Origin of the sequence: Pseudomonas sp. PS01301 (assembly GCF_029960215.1) — a bacterium.
GTDB classification, from domain to species: domain Bacteria; phylum Pseudomonadota; class Gammaproteobacteria; order Pseudomonadales; family Pseudomonadaceae; genus Aquipseudomonas; species Aquipseudomonas coleopterorum.
Map to the genome: position 1 here is coordinate 12,972 of NZ_JASCPM010000007.1, position 16,771 is coordinate 29,742.

Genomic DNA, 16,771 nt, shown 5'->3' on the forward strand with positions numbered 1-16,771 from the left:
GTAAGGCTTAGGGCCAGCGTTTTGGGGGGTGGCAGGCTGCGCCAAAGCTAAGGCGGGAAGCTGGAGTCAAAATAGTGACGGAAAACTGTCATTTTTAGGCGTCTGTATCACCGCTGATCCAGACTTATATTAAAGATTAGCTAATTGATTTAATTAAGGTTTTATCACGGCATGACCATTCGTCGCCAATGACCGGAGTCATGTGCGTGTTTTCTGCAAAGCGATATAAACAGTGACTGCCAGCGCCACAGCTATCATCAGCACTCGCAGCCATGGCCATGGCACGAGCCAGCACGACACGGCGATGCTGATCCACATCGAACCGATCGCCAGCACCTTGGCTTTCAAGGGGATGCCTTCGCCGTTCAGATAGGCTTTGAGCAAAGGCCCCAGCCGTGGATGGCCAAGCAGCCAGGCGTGGAAGCGCGGCGAGCTTCGTGCGAAACACGCAGCCGCCAGCAGGAGGAATGGGGTGGTGGGCATGATCGGCAGGAAGATGCCGATGACGCCCAGGCAGACGCTTGTGCAACCAATGCCCAGCAGCAAGTAGCGCAGCCAGGCTGGCCGGGCTTGAGCCACGGCCGTTGCTTAGTGATGGCGCGGCTTGAGAATCGCCGGTTTTTCATCCGGGGCGTTGCACAGCAGGTAGAGGGCCGTTAGCGCCTCGGGGATCTGCACGATCATGTCGTCCATGAGGTTGGCATCGGCGGCAATGTCGGAAAACTCCGGCTGCTCGTCGAACAGGCCGGAACCGACCATGATCGGCAGGAGCATTTCGCTGACTTCGTCCTCGGCGGTTTCGAACCAGGCGGCTTCGCGCAGGAATACGCCTTCCATAAAACCGATGCACCAGCCGCGCAGGTCGGAATCGTCCGGCTCATCGCCCAGATCGAGATCGCACGGCAGCTCGAATTCTTCGTCGCTGGCCAGCTGGCGAGCGATATGCGCCTTGAGCTGGATGAGGGTGCCTTCGATCTCTTCACGCTGGACGTCGTCGCTGTAGTGAGGCGGCTCGGCGAAGAGGGCATCGATCCACTCACGCTCAGGGACGTCTTCGGAACAGATCGACAGGGCGGTCAGGTAGCCATGGGCGGCGACGTAGTCCAGCGCCTCGTCATGCAGCTCATCGGCGTCGAGGAAGGCTTGCAGGCGGGTCAGTTGCTCGGCGAAGGACATTAACAGGTTACCTTGGAAGACTATGCGGATAGTGAATTCTAGGCCTTGTTAGGCCTTGTGCGCCACCCAAGGGGTGAAATGGCAGGATGTCCGGCTGCCGCGCGACGCTGCAGGCACTGGGGTATACTGCCGCGGTCTTTCGCTCAGGCCCCGAATCCACGGGGTGGTAACCCGCGCTTACGCAATGGCGGATGCAGCGAAAGCGGTTTTCATCCAGCCTGTGCGGCCCGGGTGGTTTTACGATTTCTGGAGTGACCCATGCTCGAACAGGCTCAACGCGTTCTTAAGGACATCTTCGGCTACGACAGCTTCCGCGGTCGCCAGGGTGCCATTATCGAGCGTGTGGCCCGCGGTGGCGATGCCTTGGTATTGATGCCCACCGGTGGCGGCAAATCACTGTGCTTTCAGGTGCCGGCGCTGTTGCGCGACGGCCTGGCGGTGGTGGTCTCGCCGCTGATCGCCCTGATGGACGACCAAGTCGCCACCCTCGAGGAGCTCGGGGTGGCCGCCGCGGCGCTCAACTCCACGCTCAGTGCCGACGAGCAGCGCGAGCTGGCCGCGCGCATTCGCCGTGGTGAAATAAAGATGCTGTACCTGGCGCCCGAGCGTCTGGTGCAGCCGCGCATGCTGGATTTTCTCCGCGGCCTGGACATTGCCCTGTTCGCCATCGACGAGGCCCACTGCGTTTCCCAATGGGGCCACGACTTCCGTCCCGAATACCTGCAACTGGGCCAGCTGGCCGAACAGTTTCCCCACGTGCCGCGGATCGCCCTGACCGCCACTGCCGACAAGCGCACCCGTGAAGAGATCGTCACCCGTCTGCATCTGCAGGATGCCGAGCGTTTTCTTTCCAGCTTCGACCGGCCCAACATCTTCTACCGCATCGTGCCCAAGGAAAGCCCGCGTAAACAGTTGCTGGCATTCCTCGCCGAGCGGCGCAGCGACGCCGGCATCGTCTATTGCCTGTCACGCAAGAAAGTCGACGAGGTCGCCGCCTTCCTGTGCGAGAACAACTTTCCAGCGCTGCCGTACCACGCCGGCCTGCCGGCGGCGACGCGCGCTGCCAACCAGAAGCGCTTCCTCAACGAGGAAGGCCTGATCATGGTCGCCACCATCGCCTTCGGCATGGGCATCGACAAGCCCAACGTACGCTTCGTGGCGCACATGGACCTGCCCAAGTCGCTGGAAGCCTACTACCAGGAAACCGGTCGCGCCGGCCGCGATGGTCTGCCGGCCGATGCCTGGATGGCCTACGGGCTGCAGGATGTGCTGATGCTCAAGCAGATGCTGCAGAATTCCGAAGGCGACGAGCGGTACAAGCGTCTGGAGCATCACAAGCTCGACGCCATGCTGGCGTTGTGCGAAGAAACGCGCTGCCGTCGACAGGCGCTGCTGGCCTATTTCGACGAAGACATGCCCCAGCCCTGCGGTCACTGCGACAACTGTGTCGATGGCGTGCAGACCTGGGACGCCACCGAGCCTGCCCGTCAGGCGCTGTCGGCGATCTACCGCACCGGGCAGCGCTATGGCGTTGGCCATCTGGTGGATGTGCTGCTGGGCAAGGACACCGAGAAGGTGCGCAGTTTCGGCCACGACAAGCTGGCGGTGTTCGGTGTCGGCAAGGGCCGCTCGGAAGGAGAGTGGCGTTCGCTGTATCGCCAGGTGGTCGCGCGCGGTCTGGCCGACATCGACCTGGAAGGCTATGGCGGTCTGCGCCTGAGCGACAGTTGCCGCCCGCTGCTGCGCGGCGAGGTGACGCTTGCGCTGCGCAAGGAGCTCAAGCCGCAGACGTCCTCAACCCGTGGCAGCGGCTCGGCCAGCCCGGCCAGCCAACTGGTGCGCGGCGAAGAGCGCGAACAGTGGGAAGCGCTGCGTACCTTGCGCCGCAACCTGGCCCAGGAGCATGCGGTACCGCCCTATGTCATCTTCCCTGACTCGACCTTGCTGGAAATGCTCCGTAGCCAGCCGACCAGCATGGCCGAAATGGGCCGGGTCAGCGGCGTCGGCGCACGCAAGCTGGAGCGCTATGGCGAAGCCTTCCTGCAGGTTCTGGCCGGCTCCAGCGGCGGAGAAGCGCCACGCGAGGTGGCCGATATCCGCCACGAGCTCATCAGCCTGGCCCGTGCGGGCATGACGCCACTGCAGATCGCCGGCCAGTTACAGTGCAGTGAGAAGAATGTCTACAGCCTGCTCGCCGAAGCGATTGGCCAACAGCAACTGTCGCTGGAGCAGGCGCTGGACCTTCCCGAAGAATTGATGAGCGAAGTACAGGACGCCTTTCTCGACGGCGAGGGGGAATTGCCCGCTGTCGCCGAGATTGCAGGGCAATTCGCCGGTCGTGTGCCCGAGGGCGTGCTGTATTGCGTACGCGCAGCGTTGCAGTCCGAATTCGAAGTGTGAACGAGGCTGTCAATGGGCATGAGTCTTGCCTGTGGGCTAAGGTCATGATTAGCTGACTAATCATCAGCTCCGGCCTTCACGCAGGCGCTGCTTGTGCGAGGCTGTTTTTTCAAGAGAGATCTATGCCGTTAACTGATCAACATCGCTTCGGAATGCAGCTGGCGCACATGTCCCGTGGGTGGCGGGCCGAACTGGACCGCCGGCTGGCCGGATTGGGATTGTCGCAGGCCCGTTGGCTGGTGCTGCTGCACCTGGCGCGGTTCGACGAACCTCCGACCCAGCGCGAGCTGGCACAGAGCGTAGGCGTCGAGGGGCCGACCCTGGCCCGGCTGCTGGACAGCCTCGAAGCCCAGGGCCTGGTCGAGCGCCAGGCCGTGGTCGAAGACCGCCGCGCCAAGAAGCTCATGCTCTGCCCGCCGGCACGGCCGCTGATCGAGCAGATCGAAACCATCGCCAACGCCTTGCGCGTCGAACTGTTCACGGGCGTCGACGAAGAAGAACTGAGCACCGCCATGCGGGTACACAGCCGCATCCTGGCGAATCTGGAAAAGAAATCCTGAAGTCAACGGGCCGTCATCCGCTTGGAGCAAGCGGGTTGCACAGGCTATAAAGTTATTGGATGTCGGTCTTCAAGGGATTCCCATGCAAGTGCGTATACCGTCGCGTTCAAGGTTCGCCTCACTTCGTCTGCTGGCGCCGGTATGGGCCTTGGCGCTGTGCTATTCCACGTCCGCATCGGCCCTGGGCCTGGGTGAGCTGACCCTGCGCTCGTCGCTCAACCAGCCGTTTCGCGCCGACATCGCCCTGCTCGACACGGCCGGGTTGGAACAGGACGACATCAATGCCAGCCTGGCGACGGCCGAAGAGTTCGCAAGGGCGGGGGTGGAACGCAGCTTCTTTCTCAACGACCTGAAGTTCACGCCCGATTTCAGCGGTGGCCGCAAGGTCATTCACGTCAGTTCCAACAAAGTGGTCACCGAGCCGTTCATGAGCTTCGTGATCCAGGTCGGTCGGCCAAACGGGCAGTTGTTGCGGGCCTTCACGGTCTTGCTCGATCCGCCGGGCATGGGCCCGGGCCTGGCCGACCGCGCGCCGCAGCGTACGCCGGTGGCACAAGCGAACACCCAGCGGCCCGCTGAAGCGCCGGCCAAGCCCCGCACCTCGAGTCAGCCTGCGAACGAGCCGGCCAGGCAGGCATCTGCCAAGGCCGCTGCGCCGGCGCCTTCGCAGGATGCTGCGCAACTGGCAGCGGCTGCGCTGGAAAACCAGCAACTGCAAAAGAATTTCGACGACGTGCAGGCGCGCCTGCAGAGCCTTGAGGCGCAGGTCGCCGACAAGGACAAGGAGGTCGCCCAGTTGCAGGCGCGGTTGGCTGAAACGCCGGCCGCATCTTCCCCCGCTGTCGTACCCGGGACTGCAACCGCGACTCCTGCGCCCGTAGTGTCGCCAGCACCTGCTGCACCGGTCTCGGCGCCTGCGCCGGTCGCCACGCCAGCGCCCACGGCCGCAGAAGACAATAGCGGTTGGTTGAATATCCTGGCGCTGGTGGCTGCCTTGCTGCTGATCATCGCGTTGTTGCTGCTGTTGCGTCGCCAGCGGCAACGCAAGTCGGCAGCATCGCTTGAGGCTTTCGAGCCGGTGCTGACCCAGCCGGTGCAGCCTGCGCCGCTGGTCGCTGCCGCAGCACCCACGGTAGCGGAAGCCGCGCCGCCCAAGCGCGCCGAGCCTGCGCCGGTGCCACGCCGGGAAGCCCCGACGGCCACCGACGCCCTGGACGGCGCAAGCATCTATATCGCCTACGGGCGCTTCAATGAGGCCTTGGGTATTCTGCGCGACGGTCTGGCCAGGCAGCCGGAGCGCACCGATCTGCGCGTGCGCATGCTCGAAGTGCTCGGCCAGCAGGGCAATGCCAAGGGCTTTGCCGAACAGGAGGCCCTGCTGCTTTCGGCGGGTTTCAACCCACAGACGCTGAGCGAGATACGCGGCCGCTTCCCAAACCTCCAATCTGCTCCGGCACCTTCGTCGCCAGCCGCCACGGCCCCTGCCAGTCTGGCGCCCACAGCCACGGCGGCGGTTCTGGCCACCACTGCCGCCGCTGCGGCGGCTGCCGCGCCTGTGCACTCCGAGCCCCAGCCCGCGCCTGCGCCCGAATCTGCTCCGGAAGCCGACTTCGATTTGTCCGATTTCGATCTGGATGCACTCGACACCCCGGCCGAAGCCGCGCCAACGACGCAGCAGGACGATGAATTCCAGCTCAACCTGGATGACCTGTCCATGGATGCCGACTGGGCGCTGGTCAGCCCCTTCGGTGACACGCCGGCGCCCAAAAGCAAGCCGGCTGCTGTGCCTATGGCCGAAGATGCAATGGACCCGGAGTTCACCAGCAACCTCAAGGAGCTGCCGGAAGTCTTCGAGATGCCCGAGGAGCAGTTTCTCAGCGATTTCGCTGAAGTCGAAGAGCTCCCGCCAATCGAAGAGCCCCAAACCGAGGACGTCCCGGCCGGCAAGAGTCAGGAAGACATCGACAACGAATTCCTCGACAGCTTCATCGCCGACAGCGATCTGCCCGAGCTTGATGCCCTGACCGTCGATTTCGATGACCTGGAACAGCAGCACGCGTCGGCGCAGAAACTCGATCAGGCCCAGCAGTTGTTCGACGAGGGCGATGCAGGCGAGGCCAGCGCCTTGCTGCACGAACTGCTGGAGGACGGCGACGAGTCCAGCAAACAGGCGGCACGCCAGTTGCTGGCGCGGATGGGTGAGGCATGAGCGAGGTCATCGCCTCCAAGCCCCAGGTGGTGATCACCTACTGCACCCAGTGCCAGTGGTTGCTGCGTGCCGCGTGGCTGGCTCAGGAGCTGCTCAGCACCTTCGGCGAGGACCTGGGCCAGGTCGCCCTGGCGCCGGCCAGTGGGGGCACCTTTCACATCACCTGTGACGGCGTGCAGGTCTGGGAGCGCAAGGCCGACGGTGGTTTCCCCGAAGCCAAGGTGCTCAAGCAACGCATTCGCGACCTGATCGATCCGGCCCGTGACCTTGGCCACAACGAGCCTGCGCGCCCAGCTTCCTGAATGCTGCCCGGCCGACTCCGATCAGTGCCGCCAGAACGCCGGCATGCACAGGATCAGCACGGTGATGATTTCCAGTCGGCCCAGCAGCATGCCCACGGCCAGTATCCACTTCGCCGCGTCGGGGAGGGTGGCGAAGTTGCCGGCCGGGCCGATCACCTCGCCCAGGCCGGGACCGACGCCGGAGACCGTGCTGGCGGCCCCGGTGAGTGCAGTCATCCAGTCCAGGCCCAGCAGCGACAGCGCCAGCGCGATGATGCCGACGGTGAAGCCGAAGAAGAACGAGAAGGTCAGGATCGATCGCACGATCTCCTCGTCCAGGCGATGGCCGTTGTACTTCTGCTTGATCACCGCGCGCGGATGGATCAACTGATTGAGGTTGGACTTGAGCAGGATGTAGGCGACCTGAAAACGGAAGATCTTGATCCCGCCTGCCGTGGAGCCTGAGCAGCCACCGATGAAGCCCAGGTAGAAGAACAGCATCAGGGAAAAGTTGCCCCACAGGCTGTAGTCGCCCAGGGCGAAGCCCGTGGTGGTGACCACCGAGGTGACGTTCAGCGCCACGTGGCGGAAGGCCGTCCACCACGGCAGCTCGGTGGTGGCCCAGTACCAGGTACCCAGCACCAGCCAGGTGACCACTAGCAGGATCAGCATGCCTTGCACCTGCTGGTCGCGCAGCAGGGCTTGGCGGTTGCCGCGCAGGGTGGAGACGTAGAGGGCGAAGGGCAGGCTTCCCAGGATCATCACCACGATGGCCACCCAGTGCACGGCCGGTTGCTGCCATTTGCCCAAGGACAGGTCGGAGGTCGAGAAACCGCCGGTGGAGATCGCCGACATCGCATGGTTGACCGCATCGAACGGGCTCATCCCCGCCAGCCAGAAGCCCAGGGTGCCCAGCGCGGTGAAGCCGACATACACCAGCACGATGAACTTGGCGACCATGTGCGAGCGCGGCATGACCTTTTCCGAGCGATCGCTGGATTCGGTCTGGAACAGGCGCATCCCACCGATGCGCAACAGCGGCAGGATCGCCACGGCCATGCCGATGAAGCCGATGCCGCCGAGCCAGTGCAGCATCGAGCGCCACATGAGGATGCCGGGAGACATTTCGTCCAGGTGGCTGAGCACCGTCGAGCCGGTGGCGGTGATCCCCGACATGCTTTCGAAGAAGGCGTCGGTGTAGCTGATGTGGTTGGTCAGCAAAAAGGGCAGGGCGGCGAACACGCAGACCACCACCCAGCTGCTGACCGTCAGCAGGTACATGTCGCGCGGCCGCAGGTTGACGTTGTCGGGGCGTCCCGGCAGTACCAGCATCAGGCCGGCGACGAAGGTGATCAGGCTGGCCCATAGAAACGACTGGATGTCTTCGGTGCGCTCGAACACCACCAGCGTGCCCATGGGCACGACCATGCTCACGGCCAGGGTGATCAGGAAGATGCCGATAATGAAACCGATGATGCGCAGGGTCGGCAACGCCATGGGGTCAGCTCTGGCCATGAAGGAAAGGGCCGCCATTCTACCTGCGGGCCACAGCATGTAAACCCGGCAGGCGGAGGCCGCTTGGGTCTAGAATAGCGGCTTATCGTTCCACAGGAGGTTGCCCATGGAGGCGCTCGAGGTTTTGCTCAATCGTGTTTCCGCTCCCCGGCTCATGGCGCCTGCGCCAAGCGCTGCGCAGCGTGAAGTGCTGTTCCAGGCCGCGCTGCGCGCGCCCGACCACGGCCAGCTGCGGCCGTGGCGCTTTCTCACCGTCGAGGGGGAGGGGCTGCAGCGGCTGGGCGAAGTACTGGCCGAGGCCACCGCGCTCAACCCCGAGGCCGGCGAGGCAGCGCTGGAGAAAGCCCGCAACATGCCCTTGCGCGCGCCGCTGGTCGTGGTGGTGATCGCTCGCCTGCAGGAGCATCGCAAGGTGCCACAGAGCGAGCAACTGCTGGCGGCCGGCTGCGCCGCTCATGGCATTCTGCTTGCGGCCAACGCTCAGGGGCTGGGTGGCGTATGGCGTACCGGCGAGCTGTCCTACGCGCCTTATGTCGCGGACAAGCTGGGCCTGAGCGAAGGCGAGCAGATCATCGGCTTCCTGTACCTGGGCACGCCTGTGCGCGAACTGCGCGAAGCGCCTGCACTGGCCACCGCCGACTTCGTGCAGGCGTGGGGCGCCTGATCGTACTCGGCTAGGCCACCACCACCGGCACCGGTGGCAAGTCCTGGGGCGCGATCAGGCCGCCCGGGGCATGGGTTTCCAGGGGCAGACTGCCGCCATGCCGTTCGGCGGCGCGGCGGGCTATGGCCAGACCCAGGCCATGGCCCGCCGCGGTCTGCCCTGGCGCTCGAAAGAACGGCTCGCTCAGCCGCGCCAGATGTTCCTCCGCCACCCCCGGGCCGTGATCGCGGACGCTGATGCGCACCCGGCCATCCACCTGTTGCGCCGACAGCACGACCGGCAACGGCCCGGGGTTGAAGCGCAGGGCGTTGCGCAGTAGGTTGTCCACGGCCCGTTCGATCATGGTCGGCCAGCCCTGCAACGCCAGGTGCGGGGCAATGTCCAGTTCGATGGATTGCTCCGGCACGGCCACCAGCGCGTCCTTGCGTACGGCGTGCAGCAGGGCTGGCAAATCCACGTCTTCAGCCGTGGCCTGTTCCGCATCGACCCGCGCCAGTACGAGAATCTCGCTGATCAATGCTTCCAGGCGATCGCACTCGCGGGTCAGACGCGGCCACAGCAGGTCGCGCTGAGCGGGCTCGGCGCGTTCCGCCAGGGCCAGGGCGATGCGCAGCCGAGCCAGGGGTGAGCGCAGTTCATGGGACACGTCGCGTAACAGTTGTCGCTGGCTGCCGATCAGGCTCTGCAGGCGTGAGCCCATGCGGTTGAAGTCGCGCGCCAGCACACCGAACTCGTCACGACGACTGGCCAGCTGCGCCAGGCTGTTCTGCTGATAGGTGGTCTGTCCCAGTTCATGCACGGCGCCGCGCAGCCGGCTCAGCGGGCGGGTGATCGACAGGGTCACCATCAGACTGAACAGCGTCAGCACGACCAGTGCGATCACCAGTGCGCTGATGGGCATGAGCAGAGAGTCGCGATGCCAGGAATCGAGCTCGGGGTGAGGGATGCGGTAGATCAGCAGGTACGTGTCGCCCGTGGTGGGACTGGTGTATTCCGCTGTCAGGCGTCGCCATGGCAGGTCGCGGTCGTTGTCGTTGTGGCGCGCCTCGAAGGCTTCCGCGCGACGGGGGAAGGTTCCCGGCACGACCGCTTCGCCAGCCTCGTTGAGCACCTGAGTGTCGATGCGGTAGCGCCGCTTGCGTTGTTCGAGCAGTTCCTGGGCAGCTTCGCCACCTTTGCTTTCATAGCGCTCCACCCAGTCCTGGGCGAAATGCTTGACCGCCGGATGCCGACTGAGGATCCAGGTGTCCTGGTTCAACATGTGGCCCAGCAGCACCGAGAGGCCGGCTACCAGGGCGATGGCCAGCCAGAAGCTGGCCAGGATGCGCCAGAACAGTGAACGCAAGGCAAATTCCTCAATGAACGAAGCCCGGTACGCGTGAGCGTACCGGGCTGGGGGCGTGCGCCGATATTACTGGGTTTTCTTGCCTTGCTGGGCTTTCCAGGCCTGAAATTCGGCCCATTCGGCGCGGCGCTGGTCCTCTTTCTTCTTCATCTCGTCGAACTGCTTCTGCTGCTCGGGCTTGAGCACGGCACGTAGGTCGGCCTGAGCCTTGTCGTGGTTGGCCTTGATTTCATCTTCCATGGCCTTGCGATCGGCCGCTGGCAGCTTGTCCAGGTACTTCTTGGTGATCTCGCGCTGTTGATGGCGTTCTTCGCCCATCAGCTTGCCGACCTGGGTGCGTTGCTCGTGGGTCAGGTCGAGCTGGGCGAACGGCTCACCGCCACGAGGGCCTGGGCCGCCTTTGCCTGGGCCTGGGCCGAAACCCTCGGGGCCGCCTTGGGGCATGGCCATGGCCAGGGTCGGCAGGGTAGCGGCGAACAGCATTGCGAGGGTGGTCTTGCGCATGATGAATCTCCTGTCTGGTTCCCGGTCGTTACCGGATGTGGCCAGTTTAGGGAGATCAAGGTCAGGCGCGGTCAAGGCCGCGTAAAGCTTGTGTAAAGGGATGACGCGGTCGTTACTGACAAATCCCGGCGCGTTCAGGCGCTGAAGTGGACGGCGCACTCAGTGCGATGCGCCGACCGGCTACTGCGCATAGAAATAGCCACGGCTGCGCAGCGCCATGATCCGTGGACGGCCGTCGGCGTGGGGGCCGATCTTCTTGCGCAGGTTGCTGACGTGCATGTCCAGGCTTCGATCATAGAGGGTGAGCTTGCGGCCCAGGGCGATCTGCGCCAGTTCCTGCTTGTCCAGTGGCTCGCCTGGCTGGCGCATGAGCGCTTCGAGCAGGCGGCTTTCGGAAACGGTCAGGTTGATATCGTGCTGATCGATACTGACCACGCCGCGAGCCGGGCTGAAGCACAGGTCGCCCAGTTCCATCTGGCCTGCCACCGCCACCGGGTGGCTGCGGCGCAGGACCGCACGCAGGCGAGCCGTCAGCTCCCGCGGATCGCAGGGTTTGGCCAGGTAATCGTCAGCGCCCAGCTCCAGGCCCAGGATGCGATCCAGCGGTTCGCCCCGCGCCGAGAGCATCAGCACCGGCAGGTCAGGGTGTTCGCTGCGCAACTGCTTGAGCAGCTCCAGGCCGCTGCCGTCGGGCAGCATCACGTCGAGCACCACGGCCGCCGGTGCCAGCTCGGCGAGGGCCTTGCGTGCGCTGCTGCCATCGTGGCAGGCCCTGACCTGGAAACCTTCTTGGCTCAACCAGCTGTTCAGCAGCTCGCACAGCTCGACGTCGTCGTCGATCAGTAACAGGTCGCTCATCTAAACCTTCATTCAGGCGCAGGCAGGGTCTGCTTGAAAGGTTTGACCAGCACGTCCTGGTAGACACCGGCGGCCACGAACGGGTCGGCGCCAGCCCAGGTCTGGGCTTCGTCCAGCGACTCGAAGTGGGCAACGATGAGGCTGCCGCTGAACCCGCTTTCGCCGGGGTCATTGCTGTCGATGGCTGGGTGTGGACCGGCCAGGACCAGACGGCCGGCGGCTTCCAGCTGCTTCAGACGCTCCAGATGCTCGGGCCGTGCGGCCAGGCGTTTTTCCAGGGAGTTGGGCGTGTCGGTGGCAATGATGGCGTAGAGCATGTCAATCCTCGGTTTTCGGTGTTGTACGATCGGAATCATGCAGGTGACGGGACAGGTAGATGCCCTGGCCCACCAGGAACAGCAAGGTCATGGCCAGGCTGCCGAACACTTTGAAGTCGACCCAGAACTGCTCGAAGGTAAATGCCACGAACAGGTTGGCAGCGCCGCAGAACAGGAAGAAGACCACCCACGCCACGTTGAGTTTCGCCCAGATCGGGTCGGGCAGGGTCAGGGCATGGCCCATCATGCGCTTGATCAGCAGTTGCCTGCCGATGAAATGACTGCCGGCGAACGCCAGGGCGAACAGCCAATTGACCACCGGTGCCTTCCATTTGAGGAAGGTTTCGCTGTGGAAGGCCAGGGTCAGGGTGCCGAACACCAGGCAGGCGATCAGGGTCAACCACTGGCCTTTTTCCAACTTGCGCTGCTTGATGAACAGCAGACCGTAGACCACCACCGAGCTGGCGATCAGCACTTTGGTGGCACTGAAGATGCCGCCCAGTTCAAAGCTGTAACCGGCTAGGTCGACCATGTGCGGGTCGGTCTTGTAGACGATGAGGAACAGGAGCAGCGGGATGAAATCGATCAATTGTTTCACAATGGCAGCCAGAAGCAGGATGTGGCGGCATAATAACAAACATCAATGACTGCGAAAGCGCCACTATGAATGTTGACCTGCACTGCCACAGCACCGCTTCCGACGGCGCCCTTGCGCCTGCCGTCCTGGTGCAGCGAGCCTTCGATCACGGCGTGCAGACCCTGGCCTTGACCGACCATGACACCCTGGAAGGCCAGCCAGAGGCCCGTGCGGCCGCGACAGCACTGAACATGCAGTGGGTCAGTGGTGTCGAGATGTCATGCGCCTGGGGCGGCGCGACCATCCACGTGCTCGGTTACAATTTCGCTCTGGATGCGCCGCCTCTGGTCGCCGCGCTCGACAGCCTGCACCACGGTCGTTGGCTGCGTGCCGAAGAAATCGACCGGCGCCTGGCGCTCAAGGGCATGCCCGGTGCCTTGGAAGGTGCACGCGCCATCCAGCAAGGTCTGGGCGACAGCGGCAATGCGCCGGCCCGCCCGCACTTCGCCGATTTCCTCGTGCAGCAAGGCTACGTCAAGGATCGCCAGGAGGCGTTCCGCAAGTGGCTGGGCGCCGGCAAGCTGGGTGACGTCAAGCAGCACTGGCCTACGCTGGAGGACACCGTGCGCACGTTGCGCGAAGCCCGAGCCTGGATCAGCCTGGCGCACCCGTTGCACTACGATTTCACCCGCAGCAAGCGGCGCAAGCTGATCGGCGACTATATTCAGGCCGGAGGCCACGCGATCGAGGTGGTCAATGGCATGCAGGCGGCCGAGCAGGTCGGCACGCTGGCCATTCTGGCTCGCGAGTTCGGCCTGATGGTCAGCGCCGGCAGTGATTTCCATGGTCCGGGCGCCTGGGGCGAAATCGGTGTCTATCGGCCCTTGCCGGTGGACCTGCCGCCGTTGTCCGCGCGGTTCAAGCACGATCCGTCAATCTCCGCCTGAACAGGATGCCAACGTGAGTCAATTCTTTCAGATCCACCCAGAGAATCCGCAGCCGCGGTTGATCAAGCAAGCGGTCGAGATCATTCGCAAGGGCGGCATCGTGATCTACCCCACTGATTCCTCCTACGCCATCGGTTGCCAGATTGGCGACAAGAGCGCGGTGGAGCGGGTGCGCCGCCTGCGCCAGCTGGACGACAAACACAACTTTGCGATCATCTGCTGCGACCTGTCGCAGCTGGGGCTGTTCGCCAAGGTCGATACCGCGGCGTTCCGCCTGCTCAAGGCGCATACGCCAGGGCCGTATACCTTCATCCTCAGTGCCACCCGCGAAGTGCCGCGCCTGCTGTTGCACCCCAAGCGCCGTACCATCGGCCTGCGCGTGCCCAGTCATCCGATCGCCCTGGCTTTACTGGAAGAGCTGGGCGAACCGCTGATGAGTGTGAGTTTGATCATGCCCGGTGACAGCGAGCCGCTCAGTGATCCGTACGAGATGCGTCAGTTGCTGGAAAAACACGTCGACCTGATCATCGATGGTGGTTTCGGCGGGACCGAAGCGTCCACCGTGATCAACCTGGCTGACGGCGATCCGCAGGTGATACGTGTGGGTTGCGGCGACCCGGCTCCGTTTGCGGCCATGGCGTGAGTGACCTGAGCGCGGTCGAAGAGCCGTCGTCGGGCCTTGCCCAAGGCTCGCCCGAGCAGCTGCAACTGGCGCTGGTCTATGGCCAGGCGTTCACCCAGATGCCGCAGGACCTGTACATCCCGCCGGATGCGCTGGAAGTGTTTCTGGAGGCGTTCGAAGGTCCGCTCGACCTGCTGCTGTACCTGATCCGCAAGCAGAACATCGACATCCTCGACATTCCCGTGGCGGAAATCACCCGTCAGTACATGGGCTACGTCGAGTTGATGAAGAGCGTACGCCTGGAGCTTGCCGCCGAGTACTTGGTGATGGCCGCCATGCTCGCCGAGATCAAGTCGCGCATGTTGCTGCCGCGCAGCGCCGTGGTCGAGGACGAAGAGCACGATCCGCGTGCCGAGCTGATTCGCCGCCTGCAGGAATACGAGCGCTTCAAGGCGGCCGCCGAAGGGATTGATACCCTCAAGCGGGTAGGTCGCGATCTCTACGTGCCCAAGCTCGATGCGCCCCAGGCCAAGGTGCGCAAGCTGCTGCCCGAGGTCAGCCTGGAAGAGCTGCTGATGTCCATGGCCGACGTGTTGCGGCGCAGCGACATGTTCGAAAGCCATCAGGTCAGCCGTGAGGCGCTGTCGACCCGCGAGCGCATGAGCCAGGTGCTCGAACGCCTGCGCGGTGGCGGCTTCGTGCCTTTCGTCGAGCTGTTCGGTGCCGAGGAAGGCAAGCTCGGCGTGGTGGTGACCTTCATGGCCATCCTCGAACTGGTGAAGGAGCAACTGATCGAACTGGTGCAGAATGACGCCTTTGCCGCTATCCATGTGCGTGCCCGAGCCGAACAATGAACTTGACTGACCCGCGCGATCTGGCGCCGCTGCTTGAAGCCTTTCTGCTGGCCTCCGGAAAACCCCAGTCCCTGGAACGCCTCCATGAGCTGTTCGAGGAGGCCGAACGGCCGGAGCCGGCGGTGTTCAAGAAGGCCCTCGAGGTGCTGGGCAAATCCTGCGAAAAGCGCGCGTTCGAACTGGTCGAGGTGGCGTCCGGCTACCGTCTGCAGATCCGCGAGAAGTACGCGCCCTGGGTCGGCCGGCTCTGGGAAGAACGGCCGCAGCGCTATTCCCGTGCCCTGCTGGAGACCATGGCCCTGATCGCCTATCGCCAACCCATCACCCGCGGCGAGATCGAAGACGTGCGCGGCGTGGCGGTGAACAGCAATATCGTCAAGACCCTGGTGGAGCGTGAGTGGATCCGTGTAGTGGGTTACCGCGACGTGCCGGGCCGGCCGGCGATGTTCGCCACCACCAAGGCCTTCCTCGATCACTTCAACCTCAAGAGTCTCGACGAATTGCCGCCGCTGGCGGTTCTGCGCGAGATGGAACCTGAGTCGGTCCTCGACGACCACGACGAAGACGCGCCGGTCCCTGCCCATCTGCAGGCGTTGGCCGATGCCAGTGCCGAGGGTGAGGGCGAGGCACCGCCCAAGGATGAGACCAGCTTCCGCTCGTTGCTGGTGGAACTCGATTCTATGGAGCAGGGGCTCAAGATCGACTTCGATGATCTGCTCGAAGATCCTGCGCAGACGAACGACTCGACGCAGACCGACGACGAGCGTTGAATCTGCGGTGAGCCCTCTAGTGCAGGTGGCCGCACGCCTCCGATCGCTTGTGCGTCATACGACTGCTTCATCGGTGATTGTTGTGCCTGCGATGGTTTCTGCGAATCCACCGCCGAACAATCGCGCGGCAGTCTCGAATCCCGCCTGCCGTTCACCCTCCATCACCCGCCGCGCCGCTTCCACTGCGGCGACAGGGGTAAAGGAATAGCCGTTGACGGTTTCGATCCGCGAGCGCGCCATTTCCCCGTAGGCCCCCACAACTTCGGCCACTGCGCGGGCTTTGTGCGCATCACGATGTGCGACGTCGGGCCCGTCGGCCAACTGCGCGAGATCACCCTCGGGAAAGGCCTCACCGGAAATATGTACGTACATGGCGATATTGGCGATGCCTGTGGAGTGCCATGCCGTCACCAGGTCACCAAATGGCAACGGTGCACAGAGCACAGGACCGTCGCCAAAATCGAAGTAACGCGGTTGTGTTTCTGGCGTTGAAACCAGTTCGCCGTCCACTCGCGACAACGGGCCTGCGCCGATAATTTCGCTGACGCTTTTAGCAGAACCACGCGACATGGAGCCAGGTACTTGCAGCGCTATGCTCAGGGCATGCGGCTTGGCGACCCGTGCCGCGACATGCACTGCCAAACTGTCAGTCGTCGCAACGTCCCAGCCAACGCCTGGCAGCAACATGACATCGGACTTTGCTGCCTCGGCACCAAACCTTTCCGCAAGGCGGTAAACGTTGATCTCTGCGGTGATATCAAGATAGTCGACGCCGGCGTTGATGCAGGCATTCATCAGGGCTTCTGCCGTTTGCGCGAAAGGCCCCGCAAAGTTCAGCAGTACAGAGATGCTATCCAAATACCGTTCGGGTCGTTCATTGAGGGTGAATACCCTGTACGGTACGCCTAGCTGTGTAGAAAGTGCCCTCAAGGGCTCGGCGTCACGCCCGGCGATTTCGAAATTCAGTCCCAGCACCTTAGCGCGTTCTGCCGCCATGCGGCCGGTATAGCCAGTCGCCCCGTAGATCAAAAGTGTGCCCATGAGGATGGTTCCGCTGTGGTTTGGATGAGTTACCACAGTAGAGCGTGGCATGGGCGCGGGCGAAGGCCTTCCTACCCCGTACTTGCCTGTTCCTACCTTTCGCTTGTAACGCAAAAACGACGGAGATCACC

18 protein-coding genes are annotated in these 16,771 nt (G+C 63.7%); 9 read left to right on the plus strand and 9 right to left on the minus strand.

Annotated features, from left to right (window positions below; all coding sequences use genetic code 11):
* Positions 1–198: 198 nt before the first annotated feature.
* Together QMX89_RS05295 and QMX89_RS05300 are read right to left on the minus strand one after the other, a co-directional pair.
* Complete coding sequence (locus QMX89_RS05295) at positions 199–579, minus strand: YbaN family protein (protein ID WP_282347309.1); 381 nt, start codon at positions 577–579, stop codon at positions 199–201.
* Between the two features lie 9 nt (positions 580–588).
* Complete coding sequence (locus tag QMX89_RS05300) at positions 589–1,176, minus strand: YecA family protein (protein ID WP_282347311.1); 588 nt, start codon at positions 1,174–1,176, stop codon at positions 589–591.
* 258 nt (positions 1,177–1,434) lie between these two features.
* Between QMX89_RS05300 and recQ the strand changes: the two genes are divergently transcribed.
* The 4 genes from recQ (at position 1,435) to QMX89_RS05320 (ending at position 6,647) form a co-directional block, all read left to right on the plus strand.
* Positions 1,435–3,576, plus strand: a complete 2,142-nt coding sequence (recQ, locus tag QMX89_RS05305; protein WP_282347313.1) for a DNA helicase RecQ — start codon at positions 1,435–1,437, stop codon at positions 3,574–3,576.
* A gap of 122 nt (positions 3,577–3,698) precedes the next feature.
* The gene (locus QMX89_RS05310; RefSeq protein ID WP_049861044.1) at positions 3,699–4,136 is read left to right on the plus strand and encodes a MarR family transcriptional regulator; all 438 of its coding nucleotides are present in this window, start codon (positions 3,699–3,701) and stop codon (positions 4,134–4,136) included.
* A gap of 82 nt (positions 4,137–4,218) precedes the next feature.
* A complete protein-coding gene (locus tag QMX89_RS05315; RefSeq protein ID WP_282347314.1) occupies positions 4,219–6,345 on the plus strand; it encodes a FimV/HubP family polar landmark protein in 2,127 nt (708 codons plus the stop codon).
* Positions 6,342–6,647, plus strand: coding sequence for a SelT/SelW/SelH family protein (locus tag QMX89_RS05320; protein ID WP_282347315.1), 306 nt, complete (start codon positions 6,342–6,344; stop codon positions 6,645–6,647). Before QMX89_RS05315 ends, QMX89_RS05320 begins: the two co-directional genes overlap by 4 nt.
* A 21-nt stretch (positions 6,648–6,668) precedes the next feature.
* On the opposite strand, the gene QMX89_RS05325 is transcribed toward QMX89_RS05320, so the two are convergent.
* The gene (locus tag QMX89_RS05325) at positions 6,669–8,123 is read right to left on the minus strand and encodes a TrkH family potassium uptake protein (protein WP_049861041.1); all 1,455 of its coding nucleotides are present in this window, start codon (positions 8,121–8,123) and stop codon (positions 6,669–6,671) included.
* Positions 8,124–8,247: 124 nt separating this feature from the next.
* Between QMX89_RS05325 and QMX89_RS05330 the strand changes: the two genes are divergently transcribed.
* Positions 8,248–8,805, plus strand: a complete 558-nt coding sequence (locus QMX89_RS05330) for an NAD(P)H nitroreductase (RefSeq protein ID WP_282347316.1) — start codon at positions 8,248–8,250, stop codon at positions 8,803–8,805.
* A 10-nt stretch (positions 8,806–8,815) separates the two neighbouring features.
* On the opposite strand, the gene QMX89_RS05335 is transcribed toward QMX89_RS05330, so the two are convergent.
* The 5 genes from QMX89_RS05335 to QMX89_RS05355 all read right to left on the minus strand — a co-directional run bounded on the left by QMX89_RS05335 (position 8,816) and on the right by QMX89_RS05355 (position 12,427).
* On the minus strand, positions 8,816–10,150 hold the full coding sequence (locus QMX89_RS05335) for a HAMP domain-containing sensor histidine kinase (protein WP_282347317.1): 1,335 nt from the start codon (positions 10,148–10,150) through the stop codon (positions 8,816–8,818).
* A 66-nt stretch (positions 10,151–10,216) separates the two neighbouring features.
* Positions 10,217–10,654, minus strand: a complete 438-nt coding sequence (locus QMX89_RS05340) for a Spy/CpxP family protein refolding chaperone (RefSeq protein WP_282347318.1) — start codon at positions 10,652–10,654, stop codon at positions 10,217–10,219.
* Positions 10,655–10,834: 180 nt separating this feature from the next.
* Entirely contained in the window at positions 10,835–11,512 is a 678-nt protein-coding gene (locus QMX89_RS05345) for a response regulator transcription factor (RefSeq protein ID WP_056843254.1), read from the minus strand.
* A gap of 8 nt (positions 11,513–11,520) precedes the next feature.
* Positions 11,521–11,829: a YciI family protein gene (locus QMX89_RS05350; RefSeq protein WP_049861036.1), complete on the minus strand. Its 309-nt coding sequence runs from the start codon at positions 11,827–11,829 to the stop codon at positions 11,521–11,523.
* A 1-nt stretch (position 11,830) separates the two neighbouring features.
* Positions 11,831–12,427: a septation protein A gene (locus QMX89_RS05355; RefSeq protein ID WP_056843253.1), complete on the minus strand. Its 597-nt coding sequence runs from the start codon at positions 12,425–12,427 to the stop codon at positions 11,831–11,833.
* 65 nt (positions 12,428–12,492) lie between these two features.
* Between QMX89_RS05355 and QMX89_RS05360 the strand changes: the two genes are divergently transcribed.
* The 4 genes from QMX89_RS05360 to scpB all read left to right on the plus strand — a co-directional run bounded on the left by QMX89_RS05360 (position 12,493) and on the right by scpB (position 15,599).
* Entirely contained in the window at positions 12,493–13,353 is an 861-nt protein-coding gene (locus QMX89_RS05360; RefSeq protein WP_282347323.1) for a PHP domain-containing protein, read from the plus strand.
* A gap of 13 nt (positions 13,354–13,366) precedes the next feature.
* A complete protein-coding gene (locus QMX89_RS05365; RefSeq protein ID WP_056843251.1) occupies positions 13,367–13,996 on the plus strand; it encodes an L-threonylcarbamoyladenylate synthase in 630 nt (209 codons plus the stop codon).
* Positions 13,997–14,127: 131 nt separating this feature from the next.
* Complete coding sequence (locus tag QMX89_RS05370) at positions 14,128–14,829, plus strand: ScpA family protein (protein WP_167649272.1); 702 nt, start codon at positions 14,128–14,130, stop codon at positions 14,827–14,829.
* Complete coding sequence (scpB, locus tag QMX89_RS05375) at positions 14,826–15,599, plus strand: SMC-Scp complex subunit ScpB (protein WP_282347324.1); 774 nt, start codon at positions 14,826–14,828, stop codon at positions 15,597–15,599. Before QMX89_RS05370 ends, scpB begins: the two co-directional genes overlap by 4 nt.
* 54 nt (positions 15,600–15,653) lie before the next feature.
* On the opposite strand, the gene QMX89_RS05380 is transcribed toward scpB, so the two are convergent.
* Positions 15,654–16,640, minus strand: a complete 987-nt coding sequence (locus QMX89_RS05380) for a saccharopine dehydrogenase NADP-binding domain-containing protein (protein WP_282347326.1) — start codon at positions 16,638–16,640, stop codon at positions 15,654–15,656.
* Positions 16,641–16,771: the final 131 nt, after the last annotated feature.